This window comes from Kitasatospora sp. NPDC001660, assembly GCF_053596725.1.
In genome coordinates, this window is the sequence record NZ_JBSFGU010000032.1 from 34,163 (window position 1) to 51,964 (window position 17,802).

The 17,802-nt window shown below is 71.2% G+C and carries 16 protein-coding genes and 2 tRNA genes; 13 read left to right on the top strand and 5 right to left on the bottom strand.

Going from position 1 to position 17,802, the window contains the following annotated elements:
* Window positions 1–65: 65 nt before the first annotated feature.
* Window positions 66–1,475, bottom strand: coding sequence for an amino acid permease (locus ACWCXH_RS28020; protein ID WP_449804260.1), 1,410 nt, complete (start codon window positions 1,473–1,475; stop codon window positions 66–68).
* Between the two features lie 264 nt (window positions 1,476–1,739).
* Here ACWCXH_RS28020 and ACWCXH_RS28025 point away from each other — a divergent pair, with 264 nt between their 5' ends.
* The 4 genes from ACWCXH_RS28025 (at window position 1,740) to ACWCXH_RS28040 (ending at window position 5,143) form a co-directional block, all read left to right on the top strand.
* On the top strand, window positions 1,740–2,339 hold the full coding sequence (locus ACWCXH_RS28025) for a biotin transporter BioY (RefSeq protein WP_449804261.1): 600 nt from the start codon (window positions 1,740–1,742) through the stop codon (window positions 2,337–2,339).
* A gap of 57 nt (window positions 2,340–2,396) precedes the next feature.
* Window positions 2,397–2,882 (top strand): ribose-5-phosphate isomerase, encoded by a 486-nt coding sequence (locus ACWCXH_RS28030; protein WP_449804262.1) that lies wholly within the window; start codon window positions 2,397–2,399, stop codon window positions 2,880–2,882.
* A gap of 409 nt (window positions 2,883–3,291) precedes the next feature.
* Window positions 3,292–4,425 (top strand): PP2C family protein-serine/threonine phosphatase, encoded by a 1,134-nt coding sequence (locus ACWCXH_RS28035; protein ID WP_449804263.1) that lies wholly within the window; start codon window positions 3,292–3,294, stop codon window positions 4,423–4,425.
* A 520-nt stretch (window positions 4,426–4,945) separates the two neighbouring features.
* Window positions 4,946–5,143 (top strand): hypothetical protein, encoded by a 198-nt coding sequence (locus tag ACWCXH_RS28040; protein ID WP_363648347.1) that lies wholly within the window; start codon window positions 4,946–4,948, stop codon window positions 5,141–5,143.
* A gap of 36 nt (window positions 5,144–5,179) precedes the next feature.
* On the opposite strand, the gene ACWCXH_RS28045 is transcribed toward ACWCXH_RS28040, so the two are convergent.
* Entirely contained in the window at window positions 5,180–5,971 is a 792-nt protein-coding gene (locus tag ACWCXH_RS28045) for a DUF6348 family protein (protein WP_449804264.1), read from the bottom strand.
* Window positions 5,972–6,191: 220 nt separating this feature from the next.
* Here ACWCXH_RS28045 and ACWCXH_RS28050 point away from each other — a divergent pair, with 220 nt between their 5' ends.
* Window positions 6,192–6,752, top strand: coding sequence for a DUF6197 family protein (locus tag ACWCXH_RS28050; protein ID WP_449804265.1), 561 nt, complete (start codon window positions 6,192–6,194; stop codon window positions 6,750–6,752).
* Between the two features lie 75 nt (window positions 6,753–6,827).
* Here ACWCXH_RS28050 and ACWCXH_RS28055 read toward each other — a convergent pair.
* Window positions 6,828–6,898, bottom strand: a tRNA-Gly gene (locus tag ACWCXH_RS28055).
* Between the two features lie 174 nt (window positions 6,899–7,072).
* Between ACWCXH_RS28055 and ACWCXH_RS28060 the strand changes: the two genes are divergently transcribed.
* The 5 genes from ACWCXH_RS28060 to clpX all read left to right on the top strand — a co-directional run bounded on the left by ACWCXH_RS28060 (window position 7,073) and on the right by clpX (window position 12,079).
* Window positions 7,073–7,146: transfer RNA gene (locus ACWCXH_RS28060), tRNA-Pro, on the top strand.
* Between the two features lie 295 nt (window positions 7,147–7,441).
* Complete coding sequence (tig, locus tag ACWCXH_RS28065) at window positions 7,442–8,827, top strand: trigger factor (protein ID WP_449804266.1); 1,386 nt, start codon at window positions 7,442–7,444, stop codon at window positions 8,825–8,827.
* A gap of 312 nt (window positions 8,828–9,139) precedes the next feature.
* Complete coding sequence (locus ACWCXH_RS28070) at window positions 9,140–9,754, top strand: ATP-dependent Clp protease proteolytic subunit (RefSeq protein ID WP_329931219.1); 615 nt, start codon at window positions 9,140–9,142, stop codon at window positions 9,752–9,754.
* Between the two features lie 56 nt (window positions 9,755–9,810).
* Window positions 9,811–10,473, top strand: coding sequence for an ATP-dependent Clp protease proteolytic subunit (locus ACWCXH_RS28075; RefSeq protein WP_449804267.1), 663 nt, complete (start codon window positions 9,811–9,813; stop codon window positions 10,471–10,473).
* Between the two features lie 316 nt (window positions 10,474–10,789).
* A complete protein-coding gene (gene clpX, locus ACWCXH_RS28080; protein WP_196950255.1) occupies window positions 10,790–12,079 on the top strand; it encodes an ATP-dependent Clp protease ATP-binding subunit ClpX in 1,290 nt (429 codons plus the stop codon).
* Window positions 12,080–12,168: 89 nt separating this feature from the next.
* Here clpX and ACWCXH_RS28085 read toward each other — a convergent pair whose 3' ends face one another.
* The gene (locus ACWCXH_RS28085) at window positions 12,169–13,002 is read right to left on the bottom strand and encodes a hypothetical protein (protein ID WP_449804268.1); all 834 of its coding nucleotides are present in this window, start codon (window positions 13,000–13,002) and stop codon (window positions 12,169–12,171) included.
* A complete protein-coding gene (locus tag ACWCXH_RS28090; protein ID WP_449804269.1) occupies window positions 12,999–13,817 on the bottom strand; it encodes a hypothetical protein in 819 nt (272 codons plus the stop codon). The genes ACWCXH_RS28085 and ACWCXH_RS28090 overlap by 4 nt, the downstream gene beginning before the upstream one ends.
* 191 nt (window positions 13,818–14,008) lie before the next feature.
* Here ACWCXH_RS28090 and ACWCXH_RS28095 point away from each other — a divergent pair, with 191 nt between their 5' ends.
* From ACWCXH_RS28095 to ACWCXH_RS28105, 3 genes are all read left to right on the top strand, one after another.
* Window positions 14,009–16,645 (top strand): valine--tRNA ligase, encoded by a 2,637-nt coding sequence (locus ACWCXH_RS28095; protein ID WP_449804270.1) that lies wholly within the window; start codon window positions 14,009–14,011, stop codon window positions 16,643–16,645.
* A gap of 293 nt (window positions 16,646–16,938) precedes the next feature.
* On the top strand, window positions 16,939–17,463 hold the full coding sequence (locus ACWCXH_RS28100) for a hypothetical protein (RefSeq protein WP_449804271.1): 525 nt from the start codon (window positions 16,939–16,941) through the stop codon (window positions 17,461–17,463).
* A gap of 53 nt (window positions 17,464–17,516) precedes the next feature.
* Window positions 17,517–17,735: a hypothetical protein gene (locus tag ACWCXH_RS28105; protein ID WP_449804272.1), complete on the top strand. Its 219-nt coding sequence runs from the start codon at window positions 17,517–17,519 to the stop codon at window positions 17,733–17,735.
* Window positions 17,736–17,802: the final 67 nt, after the last annotated feature.

Genomic DNA, 17,802 nt, shown 5'->3' on the forward strand with positions numbered 1-17,802 from the left:
GTGCACGTGAGTCGTGCGAAGGGGCCCGGTACCAGGTGGTACCGGGCCCCTTCGGGTACGTGCGGCTACCGCGCGGCCGCGTCCCGGCGCTGCTTGAGCAGCCCGGCGGCCGTCAGCGCGGCGACCAGCACGCCGGCCGCGTACAGCTGCTGCCGGTCGCCCTCGGTGGTGGTCATCAGCGCGAGGATGCCGGCCACGGCGGCCATCGCCACCCAGGTCAGGTACGGGTAGCCCCACATCTTCACGGTGAGCAGTTCGGGCGCCTCGCGCTCCAGCCGGCGGCGCATCCGCAGCTGGACGGCGCAGATGAACAGCCAGACCACGAGGATCGCGACGCCGGTGGTGTTCATCAGCCAGGTGAACACGGTCGCCGGCCAGAACTTGGCGGCCAGCACGGCGCCGAAGCCGAACAGGCAGGAAGCCAGCACCGCCCGGCGCGGCACGCCCCCGCCGACCTTGGCCAGCGCCTTGGGGCCCTGCCCGCGGCCGACCAGCGAGTACGCCATCCGGGAGGCGCCGTAGATGTTGGCGTTCATCGCGGACAGCAGTGCGATCAGCACCACCGCCTCCATGATCGTCCCGGCGGCGGGCACCCCGAGGTGGCGCAGCACGGTGACGTACGGGCCGTCCTGGACGACCGCCGGGTCCTTCCAGGACACCAGGGTGACGACCAGGGCCATCGAGCCGATGTAGAAGATCGCGATCCGCCAGACCGCCGTCCGCACCGCGTTGGCGACGTTCTTCTTCGGGTCGTCGGACTCGGCGGCGGCGATGGTGACCGTCTCCAGGCCGCCGTACGCGAACACCGACGCGAGCAGGCCGACGATCAGTCCGCTGACGCCGTTGGGCAGGAAGCCGCCCTGGCCGGTCAGGTTGGTGGTGCCGGGGGTGCCGGGGCCGATCACGCCGGCGATGCCGAGCCCGCCGAGGACCAGGAACGTGACGATCGCGGCGACCTTGATGGTGGCGAACCAGAACTCGAACTCGCCGAAGTTCTTCACGGCGGTGAGATTGCTGGCGCAGAAGAAGACCATGAACAGGCCGACCCAGACCCACGCCGAGACGCCGGGTATCCAGCCGTTGACGATCTTCCCGGCCGCGGTGGCCTCGGCGGCGACGCCGCAGCACAGCATCACCCAGTACATCCAGCCGGCGGTGATGCCGGCCCAGGGGCCGATCTCCTTCTCGGCGTGGACGGAGAACGAGCCGGAGGCCGGGCGGGCGGCGGACATCTCGCCGAGCATCCGCATGATCAGCATGACCAGCAGGCCGGAGAGCGTGAACGCGAGGATGATGGCGGGCCCGGCCGCCGCGATGCCCGCGCCGGAGCCGACGAAGAGGCCGGCGCCGATCACCCCGCCGAGCGCGATCATCGACAGGTGGCGCTGCTTCAGCCCGTGCGAGAGCTGCTGGCCGGCGGCCGGGGGAGCGGTGTCGCTGCTCCCGGGCGCCGGGGGCGCGGAGGTTGGGGCCATGGAGGTGGATCCAGACTGTGCGGAATGCGGCATGGGTTGTCCAATATCCGGGGACACCGCTGTCCATGCCAAGGGCGGGGGAGGCGGGCCCACCATGCGGACCCCGCCGTGACGCTGGGTCGGGAATGCGGTCACGCTCCGTCGATCGGGCGGTTCCGACAACGCCTCCGGTGGCGGTTTGTCCGAAACCGTGCCGGTGACGGAGTCGATCACCACGTAGGTTCACAGGTGTTCACTCACCTGGACCCCCACGAGGAGACCCCCATGGCCACTGCCGGCACGTCGATACCGACCCGCGCCGTCCTCGCCGACCTGCTGCCCGCCGCCACCACCCGCCTCGGCGCCCAGGCCCGCGACCTCGCCCTGGTCGCCGGCGGCGCCGCGCTGACCGGCGTCGCCGCCCAGCTGTCGGTCAACGTCCCGGGCTCGCCGGTGCCCGTCACCGGCCAGACCTTCGCCGCCCTGCTGGTCGGCACCGCGCTCGGCGCCCGCCGCGGCGTCGCCTCGCTCGCGCTCTACCTGCTGGCCGGCATGGCGGGCCTGCCCTGGTTCGCCGAGGGCACCTCGGGCTGGGCGATGCCGTCGCTGGGCTACGTGCTCGGCTTCGTCCTGGCGGCCGGCCTGACCGGCGCCCTGGCCCGCCGCGGCGCCGACCGGACCCCGGTCAACACCGCCGTGACGATGGTCCTCGGCACCCTCGCCATCTACGCCGTCGGCGTCCCGTACCTGGCGTTCTCGCTGCACGTGCCGCTCGCCCGCGCCGCCGAGCTCGGCCTCTACCCGTACCTCGTCGGTGACGCCATCAAGGCCGCGTTCGCCGCCGGCGCCCTCCCGCTGGTCTGGAAGCTCCTCGGCCGGCGCTGACCCACGCCGAGCGCCCCCTGCGGAGCCCGGGTGCCCGCGCATGCCACACTCATGGGCATGCGCGTGTACCTGGGCTCCGACCATGCCGGATACGAACTGAAGAACCACCTCGTGGAGTGGCTGAAGGAGGCCGGCCACGAGCCGGTCGACTGCGGGCCTCACATCTACGACGCCGAGGACGACTACCCGCCGTTCTGCCTGCGCGCCGCCGAGCGCACCGCCGCCGACGCCGAGGCCCTCGGCGTCGTGATCGGCGGCTCCGGCAACGGCGAGGCGATCGCCGCCAACAAGGTCAAGGGCGTGCGGGCCGCGCTGGCCTGGAGCGTGCAGACCGCCGAGCTCGGCCGCCAGCACAACAACGCCAACGTGATCTCCATCGGCGGCCGCATGCACACCGTCGAGGAGGCCACCAGGTTCGTCGAGGTCTTCCTCGACACCCCCTACAGCGGCGAGCCCCGGCACACCCGCCGGATCGAGATGCTGAGCGAGTACGAGACCACCGGCGAGCTCCCGCCCATCCCGGCCCACCACCCCCAGGGCTGAGACGCTCCTCCCCCGAATTCCCCACCGACCCCCTCGGCGGCCGGCCGCGCACCCCGGCGCGGCCGGCCGCCGTCGTTCCGAGCCCGGTGCACCCTGTGGCATCGGCCACAACCCACCAGCGCGCGGACACCCCCGCACGCGGGGAGCATGCGCCGTCCGCCTGGTTCGTACGCCCAACCGGCGTACGCCTCCTGACGCCGCGCCCGCCACCGCACCGATCGGCCGAAACCCGCTGACGCGCCCGCGTCTCGGCGCGACCGCGCCAGGCCGGGCCGTCGACGCCGGGCGGTGCCCGTGGATAAGGTCGGAGCCCATGGCTGGCAGACCGCCGGGCGCACCGCCCCAGACGACTGCGACGAGGCCCGGCGCCGCCCCGGCGCCCGAGCCCGTGACGGCTCGGTTGCGCAGGATGCTCCGCCGGGTCCGCCGAAGGCTGCGCACCGCCGGAGTCGACTACTTCCGCGGCGGTGCCGCCGACTGGCCGGTGCTCTGCGCGCTCGCCCTGCTCGTCCCCCTGCTGATCCTGCTCAACATCTGGATCCCCGCCTGGGCCCCGCCCACCGCTCTCGTCCTGCCGATCCTGGCCGGCGCCCTGCTGCTGCGTCCCGGCAGCCTGGTGGTGCTGTACGCGCTCGCCGCGCTCGGCCTGTCCGCCGAGTCCGTGATCCACACCGGCGAGCGGGTCGCCAGCCTGAACCCCGAGGCCTACGTCTACGGCGTCACCCCGGGCGCGGCCCTCGTGGTCGGCGCCGCCGGGGTCGGCGGCCTGCTGCTGGCCCAGTTCCGGGCCCGGGTCGGCGTGCCCTGGTGGGGCGGATCGACCATGCTGTTCGACCTGCGCGAGCGGCTGCGGGTGCAGAGCCGCGTCCCCGCGCTGCCGGACGGCTGGCACGCCGACATGGCACTGCGCCCGGCCGGCGGGCAGTCGTTCTCGGGGGACTTCGTCGTCGCCGCCCGCACCGGCCCGGGCCAGCGCGTGCTGGAGGTGGTCCTCGCGGACGTCTCCGGCAAGGGCATGGACGCCGGATCCCGGGCGCTGCTGCTGTCCGGCGCCTTCGGCGGCCTGGTGGGCTCGCTGCCCGCGCACGACTTCCTGCCCGCCGCCAACGGCTACCTGCTGCGCCAGTCCTGGGACGAGGGCTTCGCGACCGCCGTCCACCTGGTGCTGGACCTGGACACCGGCGAGTACGAACTGCTGTCCGCCGGGCACCTGCCGGGCATGCAGCGCCTCGCCGGCGCCGGGCGCTGGGAGGTCAAGGAGGCCGCCGAGGGCCCGCTGCTCGGCATCTACGACGGCGCCAAGTTCGAGGGCGTGCGCGGGCGGTTGGACCGCGGCGACGTCCTGCTGCTGTGCACCGACGGCATGGTCGAGGAGCCCGGCCGGGACCTCGCCGAGGGCATGGACCGGCTGATGGGGGAGGCCGACCGGCTGGTACCCGGCAGCGGTCCGGGCGCGGGCGCCGGCGCCGCGGCCGCGCTGATCGAGACGGTCGCCCGGGACATCAACGACGACCGCGCGGTGCTGCTCCTCTGGCGCGACTGAGCGGCTGACGGGCCGTCCGGCGGGCCGTCGGCCGGCGCCAAGCGCCCGCTGGTGGCACGTGCCGTCGGCATGAACTGTCAAGTTCGGGTGCCGATCTTCGGCCAAATCGGGCGCCCCGTCAGCGGAGCGGACCTGAGCCTTCCGTTCCCCGCCCCCGCACGTTTCCCGGCCGCTCAGCGAGGCCCCGCCGACGATTCGTCGGAGCGGCTCGGCTATCGTCTCGGACGGCGGAAACTCGTCTCGCATCGCAGGATATCGGCGTTGGGCTGACTGTCAGACCTTTACGCAATCGGCACGTTCGACCACACTGAGTCCGGGCGGGACTGGTCAGGATTCGGGGGATGGGGGGCGTCACGTGCGGCACGGCAGACCTTGTGCGATCGCTGTGTGCTCCCTGCCCGGCCGGGGTGTGCCGGACGGTCCGCGATTCCGCCTCGGGACCGTCGGACAGGCCGGGGTCCGGCTTCGCAGGTGCCGCCGGCCGGTGGCGCCCCGCTATGAAACGAGGAAGTGAGTCCGGGTGGCACTCTCCGTCTCCGCGCTGGTCCTGTTCGCGATCCTGTGCATCATCTTCATCCGCAACAAGCAGCTGAAGATCCCGCACGCGATCATCGCCGCCCTGTTCGGCTTCATGCTCCACGAGACCACCGTCGCCGGCTCGATCAACTCCCTGCTCGCCAACCTGGCCCACAGCATCTCCGGCATCACCGGCGGCTGACCGGCCGCCGGGAGAGCCGGCGGCACCCGCGCGAGGTCACCGGCCGGCCCGTCTGGCCTGCCGCCAACGAGCGAACAGTCCCCGGGGGCGCACCGCCGCCGGGGCCGACGTGCGCAGCGGCGCGGGTGCCCCGGCACCCGTCGGTGCCACCGTCGGCCGGGCCGGCTCCACCGTCGTCAGCAGGACGAACAGCCTTGCCCAGCACAGCCGTTCGCCGCGCGGCCAGTCCAGCGCGCGCAGCGCCGCCGAAGCCGCCTCCGACACCTCGCCGTTGACCCGGACCTCGGCGACGTCGTCGCCCGCCTTCCCGCCCAGGAAGAGCTTCACCCCGACCGGGCCCGTCCCGGTCAGCTCCGGCCGCAGCGCCGGCGCCAGCGCGGGCAGCACCCGGTGCTCCGCGAGCCAGGCCGCCAGCCGCTCGTTGCCGAAGCCGAACACCGCCGCCGGCCCCTGCACGGCGTGCCGGCCGGGCAGTTCGGGGTGGTCGGCGTGGTCGGCGAAGACGCCCCGGCCGTCCGTCAGCTCGACCAGTACCGAGGCGGTGGTGGTCGCCCACATCTTCACCGCGTTGGCGAGCTTCTCCTCCTCGGTCTTGCCGAGGCCCGCAGCGCAATCCCACACCACCGGCGCGTCCGCCCGGCCCAGGTGGAGCGCGAAGCCGAGGTCGACGTGGCCGCCCCCGTCGCCCCCCGGGTGCTCGCGCACGGCCACCGCCGTCGTGCCCGGGCCGCGCACCACCTCGCCGTCCACGGTGAACACCTGCCCGAGTTGCGCCATCTCCCGCACCACGCAGCGCTGTATGACGGCAAGCCGCTCCTCCGGACGCACCGGGACTCCTCCACCTCGGGACCGCAGCGATCTGCGTGATGCCCTGTTCCGCGTGCCGCTCCGGACGCGCGCTCGAACTGCGCTCGAACGCCGCCGAGGCTATCGGCCCGACAGCCTGCCGGGAAACCGCCCGGACCGCCCGGTCCTCCGGTCGCGGAAATGCCCTGAATGCACCATTTTGGGGAGCGGAACCTGAAGGCCGTCCGCCCGGAGAACCCGCATGCCCCGCACCGACCTGACACCCCCTCCGCCGCTCGTGCCCCTCTCCTCACCGATCCTGAGGGGCGCGGACGGCTCCGGCCTGGCCGCCGAGGTCGAGGCCTACCTCGCCTCCCTGCCCGCCCCCGCGCGCACCCCCGTGCCGTACGTCTGCCCGTACGGCGCCGCCCTCCGCCCCTGGCACGCAGGCCACCCGCAGCCCCGGGCCACCCTGCTGGACCGGGTGCTGCGCCGCCCCGCCCGCCCGGTGCCGGTCACCGCCGCCGACCACCTGCGGCTCGCCTCGCGCTACATCGGCGCGTTCGGCTGGCTCCAGGGGGCGATGTGGGACACGCGCGGCCGGGTCTGCCTGCTCGGCGCCCAGGCCGCCGTCCTCGCGCACGGCTACGGCACCCCGCGCACCGTCCGCGCCGCGCGCGTCCAGCTGATGGAGGTCCTGCACGCGACCGGCCGCCCGGCGAGCTCCCCGGACGAGTACAACGACCGTCCGACCACCCGGGAGGCCGACGTCCACCTGCTGCTCGACCGCGCCGCGGCCCGCGCCGCCCGCCTGGCGCTGTGACCCGCGACGACCCCGCGGTCCGCCGCCACAACGCCGACGGCCCCGGTGCGAGGACGCACCGGGGCCGGGCCGGAGAGCGGGCGACGAGAATCGAACTCGCGTGACTAGTTTGGAAGACTAGGGCTCTACCATTGAGCTACGCCCGCACGATCCTCCGGGCGGAGCCGGAAGTTCGGGGAACAGACTACCTGGTCCGGTCGCTCCCGTGCACACCGCATTTCCGCGCACGCCCCCGGCGGTCTCCCGAAACCCCGTCCGGCGGCCCCGAAATAAGTCGGCGAACCGCCGGGGCCCGGCGTGTACGCTTCCTCTCGGCACCACGGGGTGTGGCGCAGTTTGGTAGCGCGTCCGCTTTGGGAGCGGAAGGCCGTCGGTTCGAATCCGGTCACCCCGACGTGCGGCAGGGTCTCGCCCACCGGGCGGGGCCCTGTTCTGTTTCCCGGGTACGGTGGCGTCTGGCGTCCGCCTTTCGTGGTACCGGTAGGATGGGGCGCTGGCGGTAGTCCCTGCGGCGTCCACCCAGGTCAACCGCACGAGGGCGAGGAGTCACGCTCACCGTCCACCCCCCACGGGAGATGCAGCTCCAACCGCCCATCGCCCGTCTCGCCAGACCCACCCGTACCGGCCCCGGCCGGCGGAACCGGGGATGGCGGAGGCAACCTGACCGCAAGCCCATAGGAGACCTAACCGTGAAGAGCGCCGTCGAGACTCTGAACCCGACCCGGGTTCGACTCACCGTCGAGGTGCCCTTCGAGGAGCTCAAGCCCAGCCTCGACGCGGCGTACAAGAAGATCAACCAGCAGGTCACGGTTCCGGGCTTCCGCAAGGGCAAGATCCCGGCTCGCGTCATCGACCAGCGTTTCGGCCGTGGCGCCGTGCTGGAGGAGGCCGTCAACGACGCCCTGCCGCGCTTCTACACGCAGGCCGTCGACGAGGGCAAGATCGAGGTCCTCGGCCAGCCCGACATCACCAACATCGAGGGTGTCGAGAAGATCGCCGACGGCGGCGACCTGAAGTTCACCGCCGAGGTGGACGTCCGTCCGGAGATCACCCTGCCGGAGTACTCCTCCATCGAGGTGACCGTCGACCCGATCGTCGTCGCCGACGAGGACGTCGAGAAGTCCCTGGAGCAGCTGCGCGAGCGCTTCTCCTCGGTCAAGGACGTCGAGCGCGCCGCCGCCGCGGGTGACATCGTGGTCGTCGACCTGGTCGCCAAGGTCGACGGCGAGGTGCCGGAGGACGGCACCGCCAACGGCGTGAGCTACGAGATCGGCTCCGGCCGCCTGATCGACGGCATCGACGACGCCGTCACGGGCCTGGAGGCCGGTGGCACCGCGACCTTCAGCACCGAGCTCAAGGGTGGCACCCAGGCGGGCAAGACCTCCGAGGTCACCGTCACCGTCACCGCCGTCCAGGAGAAGGAGCTGCCCGAGCTGGACGACGAGTTCGCCCAGCTGGCCAGCGAGTTCGACACCCTGGAGGACCTGCGCGCCGACTCCCGCAAGCGCCTGGAGCGCATGAAGGAGTACGACCAGGCCACCCAGGCCCAGGAGAAGGTGCTGGACGCCCTCCTCGCGCTGGTTGACATCGAGTACCCGGAGAAGCTGCTCGCGGACGAGATCCAGACCCGCAAGCACAACCTGGAGCACCACCAGCTGGAGCCCATGGGCCTGACCCTGGACGCCTACCTGGAGACCCAGGGCAAGTCCCGCGAGGAGTGGGACGCGGAGATCGAGGAGCAGGCGAAGAAGGGCATCAAGACCCAGTTCGTCCTGGACCAGATCGTCGCCGACGAGGAGCTGGGTGTTAACCAGGAGGAGCTCACCGAGCACCTCATCCGTCGCGCCGCCGGCTCCGGCCTCACCCCGGACCAGTTCGCCCAGCAGGTCGTCCAGGGCGGCCAGGTGCCGCTGCTGGTCGGCGAGGTCGCCCGCGGCAAGGCGCTGGCCACCGTGGTCGAGGCCGCCAAGGTCGTCGACACCGAGGGCAACGAGGTCAACTTCGACGACGAGGACGAGTCGGGCGAGACCGTCGAGGCCACCGAGGCCGCTGCCGAGGAGAAGACCGAGGCCTGATCGCCCCGGTAGCCCCTGAGGCACGCAGCGGGCCCGGACGCCGTCAAGGCGTCCGGGCCCGCAGCCGTCCCACCCGGATTCGGCCCGCCCGGGAGCCGTCCCAAGCGGAGGAGCCCGGTCCGGCGCGTGCGACCCTGCGCTCACAGCGAACAGTTCTGCGTGGGGGATTCTGCGGCCCGGCCTGCGCGTTAGGGTCCTTGGACAGCAACAATCACGACGTGATACCCGGAAGCTGTGCGACACCGTGACGGCCGCCACGCGACCGTCCAAATCGACTGAGCAGGTGGCTAAGTGACGTTCCCGCAGATGCAGATGGGCCCGATGGCGCCGCACGCCGCCTCTGGTGACGTGCTCGGCGGCCTGGGCGACCAGGTCTACAACCGGCTGCTCAACGAGCGGATCATCTTCCTCGGCCAGCAGGTCGACGACGACATCGCCAACAAGATCACCGCGCAGCTGCTGCTGCTGGCCGCGGACCCGGAAAAGGACATCTTCCTCTACATCAACTCCCCGGGCGGCTCGATCTCGGCCGGCATGGCGATCTACGACACCATGCAGTACATCAAGAACGACGTCGTCACCATCGCGATGGGCATGGCGGCCTCGATGGGCCAGTTCCTGCTGACCGCCGGCGCCAAGGGCAAGCGCTTCTCGCTGCCGAACGCCAACATCCTGATGCACCAGCCGTCCGCCGGCCTCGGCGGCTCCGCCACGGACATCCGCATCCAGGCCGAGCAGCTGCTGCGCACCAAGAAGCGGATGTCCGAGCTGATCGCCTTCCACAGCGGCCAGTCCTTCGAGCAGATCACCAGGGACTCCGACCGCGACCGGTGGTTCACGCCGGAGGAGGCCCTGGAGTACGGCCTGATCGACGCGATCATGCACAGCGCCGCGGACGTTCCCGGCGGCGGCGGCACGGGCGCCTGAGCCTCGGCCCGGCCCACGAGACCACAGCCCCAACGCCCCGGAGGACAAGAACCCCCATGAACATCCCCAGCCTGTCGGCCGCCCAGGCCCGCGTCGAGGACATGCGCGCCGAGGGCCGCTACATCGTCCCGCGCTTCGTCGAGCGCACCACGCAGGGCATCCGCGAGTACGACCCGTACGCCAAGCTGTTCGAGGAGCGCATCATCTTCCTCGGCTCGCAGGTCGACGACGTCTCGGCGAACGACATCATGGCGCAGCTGCTGTGCCTGGAGTCGATGGACCCGGACCGCGAGATCCAGATGTACATCAACTCGCCCGGCGGCTCGTTCACGGCCCTCACGGCCATCTACGACACCATGCAGTACGTGAAGCCGGACATCACCACGGTCTGCATGGGCCAGGCGGCCTCCGCCGCGGCCGTGCTGCTCGCGGCCGGCACCTCCGGCAAGCGCATGGCGCTGCCGAACGCCCGGATCCTGATCCACCAGCCGTACACCGAGACCGGCCGCGGCCAGGTGTCCGACCTGGAGATCCAGGCCAAGGAGATCTTCCGGATGCGCGAGCAGCTGGAGGAGATGCTCTCCAAGCACTCCAACAAGTCGGTGGAGCAGGTGCGCGATGACATCGAGCGCGACAAGATCCTGACCGCCGAGGAGGCCGTCGAGTACGGCCTGATCGACCAGATCATCTCCACCCGCAAGACCTCGCTGACCTCCTGAGGCCGGCATCCCCCTCCTCTTGCCCGCCGGCGGGCTGGGGGCACCGCCCAGCCGTCAGGCGGGGGGGAGAGGGGCCCAGTCCGGGGCGGGGCGCGCACGGGTTGCGCGCCCCGCCCCGGACCCGTCGGCGGCCTCCGCAACGGCATCTGTTCGGTATCAATTCGCCCAGGGCGTAGGGCAGACCCGGCGAAGAGGACGGAATCAGGGGCCCGGCAGAGTACCGTCGGATAGCGAGACCGATCGCCGTCGGCGTTGACGGTCCACAGCACCAGGCCCCGGAACCCCTGCGGGGCCCCTGGCGAAGGGGAAGCACCTCGTGGCACGCATCGGAGACGGTGGCGACCTGCTCAAGTGCTCGTTCTGCGGCAAGTCGCAGAAGCAGGTGAAGAAGCTGATCGCCGGCCCAGGCGTGTACATCTGCGACGAGTGCATCGACCTGTGCAACGAGATCATCGAGGAGGAACTCGCCGAGACCTCCGAGGTGCGCTTCGAGGAACTCCCGAAGCCGCGCGAGATCTACGAGTTCCTGGACCAGTACGTGGTCGGCCAGGACCTCGCCAAGAAGGCGCTGTCGGTGGCCGTCTACAACCACTACAAGCGCGTCCAGGCGGGCGAGGCGGGCCGCAGCGGCGGCAACGGCCGCGATGACGCGATCGAGCTGGCCAAGTCCAACATCCTGCTGCTGGGCCCCACCGGCTCCGGCAAGACCCTGCTGGCGCAGACCCTGGCCCGGATGCTCAACGTGCCGTTCGCGATCGCGGACGCCACGGCGCTGACCGAGGCCGGGTACGTCGGCGAGGACGTCGAGAACATCCTGCTCAAGCTGATCCAGGCGGCCGACTACGACGTCAAGAAGGCCGAGACCGGGATCATCTACATCGACGAGATCGACAAGGTCGCGCGCAAGAGCGAGAACCCGTCGATCACCCGGGACGTCTCCGGCGAGGGCGTGCAGCAGGCGCTGCTGAAGATCCTGGAGGGCACCACCGCCTCGGTGCCGCCGCAGGGCGGGCGCAAGCACCCGCACCAGGAGTTCATCCAGATCGACACCACCAACGTCCTGTTCATCGTCGGCGGCGCGTTCGCCGGTCTGGAGCGGATCATCGAGGGCCGCGCGGGTGCCAAGGGCATCGGCTTCGGCGCCAACATCCGCTCCAAGCGGGAGTCGGACGCGAGCGACCACTTCCGCCAGGTGATGCCCGAGGACCTGGTGAAGTTCGGCATGATCCCGGAGTTCATCGGCCGTCTGCCGGTGATCACCAGCGTGCACAACCTGGACCGCGAGGCGCTCCTGCAGATCCTCACCGAGCCGAAGAACGCGCTGGTCAAGCAGTACCGCAAGCTCTTCGAACTGGACGGCGTGGAACTGGAGTTCTCGCGGGACGCGCTGGAGGCGATCGCCGACCAGGCGATCCTGCGCGGCACCGGCGCGCGTGGTCTGCGGGCCATCATGGAGGAGGTGCTGATGTCGGTGATGTACGAGGTTCCCTCGCGCCAGGACGTCGCCCGCGTGGTGGTCACCGGGGACGTGGTCTCCAAGCACGCGATCCCGACGCTCGTCCCGCGCGACATGATCAAGCGCGAGCGGCGCGAGAAGAGCGCCTGAGCCCGGCAGTTCAGCGCGAGAGGGCCCCGCACCACGATGGTGCGGGGCCCTCTCGCGTGTCCACCAGTGGATTGCTTCGGCTTACCGGCTTACTTCGGCATCTCGGCGACCGCGCGCAGGTCGCGGGTGTCGGCGGCGAGCTTTTCCACGTCGGGCTGGGTGCCGTCGTCGGCGCCCTTCATCACCATGACGAGGCTGCTGCTGTCGGCCCAGGCGCACAGGGCCATCTTGGTGTCGCCGTCCACGGACGTCCCGCACTCCATGGTGCCGCCCTTGGGGCCGGGGTCCACCGCGTGCCGGTCGTTGACCGTCCCACCCGCACCGGAGAACCCCTGGAACATCTGGTCCAGCTCCTGCTTCGGCAGCAGCACCTTGCCGTAGACGCCGACGGCGACCAACTGCGGGTCGGAGTTCGCGTCCTGGTAGACGGCGGCCACCCCGGTGGGCTTCCAGTTGCCGTCGCCGTTGCCGATCTTGGACGTGATCTCGTCCTGGATCTTTTGAGTCACCGACGGGTCGTCGTTGGCCTTCAGGTCCTTGAAGGCCGTCGGCATCACGATCTTCTGGGTGCCCGCGTTGCTCGTCAGGTCGAAGACGAAGTACGCGAGTGCGCCGCCGCCGAGGAGCAGCACGCCGAAGACGGCGCCGAGGACGATCCACAGCGTCTTGCGCGACTTGCGGGGCGGCGGGGGCGGGTACATGCCGTACCCGGGGTAGCCGGCCTGGTCGGGTGCGGGGTACCCGGGCGGCGGCGCCTGCGGCGGAACCGCGCCGTACGGCTGGCCGACGGGCGGCGGGGGCGCTCCGTAGGGCTGGTTGGGCGGTGGGGGCGGGGCTCCGTAGGGCTGGTTGGGCGGCGGGGGTGGGGCACCGTACGGCTGGTTGGGCGGCGGCGGGGCGCCGTAAGGGCTCTGGTCGGTCACTTGGCAACCTTCATCGCGTCGCGGATGGCGCGGGTCTTGTCCGCGGCCTGGGCCGGGGTGAGCTGGGCCGGGGCGTTGCCGCCGAGGCTGACGTGGTTGAAGCTGACGCGGCCGTAGGTGGACTTGTCGGCCCACACGCAGATCACCGGCCCGGGCTTGCCGATGATGCTGGACGCGCCGCAGGCGAGCTTCGCCGAGGAACTCGTGCTGTCCTGGGCGGGGAAGTCCGCCATCGGCGAGGACCAGGTGAGCCCGCCGCTGTCCTGCTTCGACTCCTGGATGATCTGGTCGGGGTTGTTCAGCTGTCCGTAGATGCCGATCACCGAGATCGTGTCGAGCGGGTCGGAACCCTTGGTGTAGCTGGCGATCACACCGGTGAGGTTCGAGCCGTACTTCGCCGTCTCGGGCTTGCTGTTGTCGGCGGGCTTCTCCTCGGAGGACTTCTTGACGTAGCCGTCCGGCAGCGATTGCGGGGCGGAGATCTTGTAGTTGCCGCCCGCGGCGTCCTTGCCGAGGTACTTCCAGGCGGCGAAGCCGCCGCCGCCGAGCACGAGCGCGCCGATCACGAGGCCGACCACCAGGCCGCCCTTGCCCTTCTTCGGCGGCGCCGGGTACCCGGGCTGGCCGTACGGGGCCTGCGGCGGCACGCCGTAGGGCTGCTGGGGCGGGCCGTAGGGCTGCTGCCCCTGCGGCGGGTACCCGTACTGCGGCTGCGGTGCCCCGTACGGCGGCTGCGGCTGCGGTGCGCCGTACGGGGGCTGTCCCCCGTAGGGCTGCGGCTGTCCCTGCGGATACTGCTGACCCTGGCCGTACATCTGTCTGTGCTCCCCCGCCGCACCCGCGGCCTGTCTCTGGTGTGGAGTTGTTCCCGTGTACGTCCGGAAATCCGGACGATTGTCCGGGCACGCTACCGCACCCCGCCCACGGCGGACCCGGCCGGGAGCGCGCAGTGCCCGGACCGAAAGCGGTTCGTGACCCGCGCCCGCGGTTACGTAAACTGTGCGTCGTGACCGACACGACGAACCAGCGCCCCGTGAGCACCACCGGGGACGATGCGGCAACCCTCCCGACGACCTACACCCCCGCGGACGTAGAGGGCGAGCTGTACGAGCGCTGGGTAGAGCGTGGCTACTTCACCGCGGACGCCAAGAGCGACAAGCCCCCGTTCACCATCGTCATCCCCCCGCCGAACGTCACCGGCAGCCTGCACCTGGGCCACGCCTTCGAGCACACGCTGATCGACGCGCTGGTCCGCCGCAAGCGGATGCAGGGCTACGAGGCGCTCTGGCAGCCCGGCATGGACCACGCCGGCATCGCCACCCAGAACGTGGTCGAGCGCGAGCTCGCCAAGGAGGGCAAGTCCCGCCACGACCTGGGCCGCGAGGCCTTCGTGGAGCGGGTCTGGAAGTGGAAGGCGGAGTCCGGCGGCCAGATCTCCGGCCAGATGCGCCGCCTCGGCGACGGCGTGGACTGGTCGCGCGAGCGCTTCACCATGGACGAGGGCCTCTCCCAGGCCGTCCAGACCATCTTCAAGAAGCTCTTCGACGACGAGCTGATCTACCGCGCCGAGCGCATCATCAACTGGTGCCCGCGCTGCCTGACCGCCATCTCGGACATCGAGGTGGAGTACCAGGACGACGACGGCGAGCTCGTCTCGATCCGCTACGGCGAGGGCGAGAACTCGATCGTCGTGGCCACCACCCGCGCCGAGACGATGCTGGGCGACACCGCGGTCGCCGTCCACCCGGAGGACGAGCGCTACCGGCACCTGGTCGGCACCGAGATCGAGCTGCCGCTCACCGGCCGCCGGATCCCGATCGTCGCCGACGCGCACGTCGACCCGGAGTTCGGCACCGGCGCCGTCAAGGTGACGCCCGCGCACGACCCGAACGACTTCGAGATCGGCCAGCGGCACGGCCTGCCGAACATCGCCGTGATGGACGAGCACGCCGTCATCACCGCGCACGGCCCGTTCCTCGGCCTGGACCGGCTGGAGGCCCGCTCGGCGATCGTCGCCGCGCTGCGCGCCGAGGGCCGGATCGTCACCGAGAAGCGTCCGTACGTCCACTCGGTGGGCCACTGCTCGCGCTGCAAGACCACCATCGAGCCGCGGCTGTCCATGCAGTGGTGGGTCAAGGTCGGCCCGCTCGCGAAGGCCGCCGGCGACGCGGTCCGCGACGGCAAGGTCAAGATCCACCCGCAGGAGATGGAGAAGCGGTACTTCGACTGGGTCGACAACCTGCACGACTGGTGCATCTCGCGCCAGCTGTGGTGGGGCCACCGCATTCCGGTCTGGTACGGCCCGAACGGCGAGGTCGTCTGCGTCGGCCCGGACGAGCAGCCGCCCGCCGGCGAGGGCTGGCACCAGGACACCGACGTCCTGGACACCTGGTTCTCCTCCGGCCTGTGGCCGTTCTCCACGCTCGGCTGGCCGGAGCAGACCGAGAGCCTCGCGAAGTTCTACCCGAACTCCGTCCTGGTCACCGGCTACGACATCCTGTTCTTCTGGGTCGCCCGGATGATGATGTTCGGCCTCTACGCGATGGACGGCACCCCGCCGTTCCACACCATCGCGCTGCACGGCATGGTCCGTGACCAGAACGGCAAGAAGATGTCGAAGTCCTTCGGCAACGTGGTCAACCCGCTGGACTGGATGGACAAGTACGGCTCCGACGCGCTGCGCTTCACGCTCGCGCGCGGTGCCAACCCGGGCGTCGACGTGCCGATCGGCGAGGACTGGGTCCAGGCGGCCCGCAACTTCGCCAACAAGATCTGGAACGCCACCCGCTTCGCGCTGATGAACGGCGCCACCGTCGAGGGCCCGCTGCCCGCGCCGGAGGAGCTGACCGCCACCGACCGCTGGATCCTGTCGCGCCTGGGCAGCACCGTCGCCGAGGTGGACGGGCTGTACGAGGACTACCAGTTCTCCAAGCTCTCCGAGGCGCTGTACCACTTCGCCTGGGACGAGGTCTTCGACTGGTACGTCGAGCTCTCCAAGACCACCCTGGCCAAGGGCGGCCCGCAGGCCGACGCCGCCCGCCGGGTGCTCGGCGAGGTCCTTGACGTCACGCTGCGCCTGCTGCACCCGGTCGTGCCGTTCGTCACCGAGACCCTGTGGACCACGCTGACCGGCGCCGAGTCCGTCGTCATCGCCGACTGGCCGAAGGACAGCGGCTACCGCGACGCCGGGGCCGAGGCCGAGATCGCGACGCTGCAGCAGGTCGTCACCGAGGTCCGCCGGTTCCGTACGGACCAGGGCCTCAAGCCGGGCCAGCGCGTTCCCGCCGCCCTGGAGCTGGACGGCACCGCGCTGGCCGCCCACGAGGACGCGATCCGCTCGCTGCTGCGGCTGACCGTCCCCGAGGAGGGCTTCGCGGCCACCGCCTCGCTCCCGGTCGCCGGCGCCACCGTGTCGCTGGACCTCTCCGGCACCATCGACGTCGCGGCGGAGCGCAAGCGCCTCGCCAAGGACCTCGCGGCCGCCGAGAAGGAGAAGGCCCAGACCACCGCCAAGCTCGGCAACGAGGCGTTCCTCGCCAAGGCGCCGGACGACGTGGTCGCCAAGATCCGGACCCGCCAGGAGGCCGCCGAGGCCGACATCGCCCGGATCACCGCCCAGCTCGCGGCGCTGCCGCAGGGCTGAGCCGCCCCACCGGTCCAACGAGGGGCCGTATTCCGCGAGGAGCGGAGTACGGCCCCTCGCCGTTTGCACCGAATAGCCCAGCAACATTGCTCCCTTCCGGCGAATATTCATCCTGGACCGGGTGAGGTCCTATTCCGCTCGAATTCATTCCGGTCTTGCCTGCGCGGGTTCGCGGAAGTTTGCAGGTCGGATGTGTACGGTGTGCTCTGAGTTTGCGCGGAGCGTTCCTGCGGGCGCTCCTGCGGGCGTTTCTGCTGGGCGTTCTGCTGAGCCGACAAACGGGAGGGCATGGCGTGGTGGTGACCGAAGAGTTGGTCGACGAACTTCCTGCCGAGGCGGTCGAGGAGGCCAAGGCCAGGGCGGCGACCCTGCTGCTCGCGTTCCGGCACGGGAACCAGCTCGCGTTCGACCACGAGCTCGACGTGCTGTTCGCCGAGCACGCCGAGCGCGAGGTGACGACCCTGCTCGTCTGGATCGCCGCGGAGGCGGTCCGCAAGGCCTACGCCCCCGCGGTCGGCGACAAGGTGCTGCGCGCGATGGCCCGGCGCGCCCCGGCCGACACCGGCGCGGTCGCCGTGGACGAGGAGACCGCCGACGCCGCCCGGCTGATCGAGGCCGTGGCCGTCGGGGACGTGGCCGGGGTTCGCGCCCTGGTCGCCTCGACCTCCGACACCACCTTCCTGCTGGGCGGCCTGCTGCAGGGCGTCGCGATGATGTTGCCGTTCCTGTCGGAGGGCGAACTCGCCGAGATCACCGCCGAGTTGCGCCGCCGGCACGGTGGCGCGCCGCACGTGCCGGAGGCCCGGGCCGGGGTCTGAGACCTCGCCGGGGTCGGGCTGCCGGGGTGCGTCACGACATGAGGTGCGGGTGCGTGCCGATGGTGTTCGCGACCGGACTGCCCGACGAGGCACTTGAAGGCGTGCCGGGAGCCGGCCCAGTGGGCGAGGAAGCGGCTGAACGCCCGGAGCATGTGGGCGACGAGCGTCGGCGAGATCAGCCCGGCGAACCGGACGACCGCGTCCTGTCGGAGGACGATTCAGTTGTGCAGGACGGCAGGCATGGCGCGGCGTCCCTAGTGATCAAAGGTTGATGACTCCTCGGAGATGTGAATCGATGCTTCTTGCAGCTCGAACTCGCTAAATCAATAGTAAAGGGAG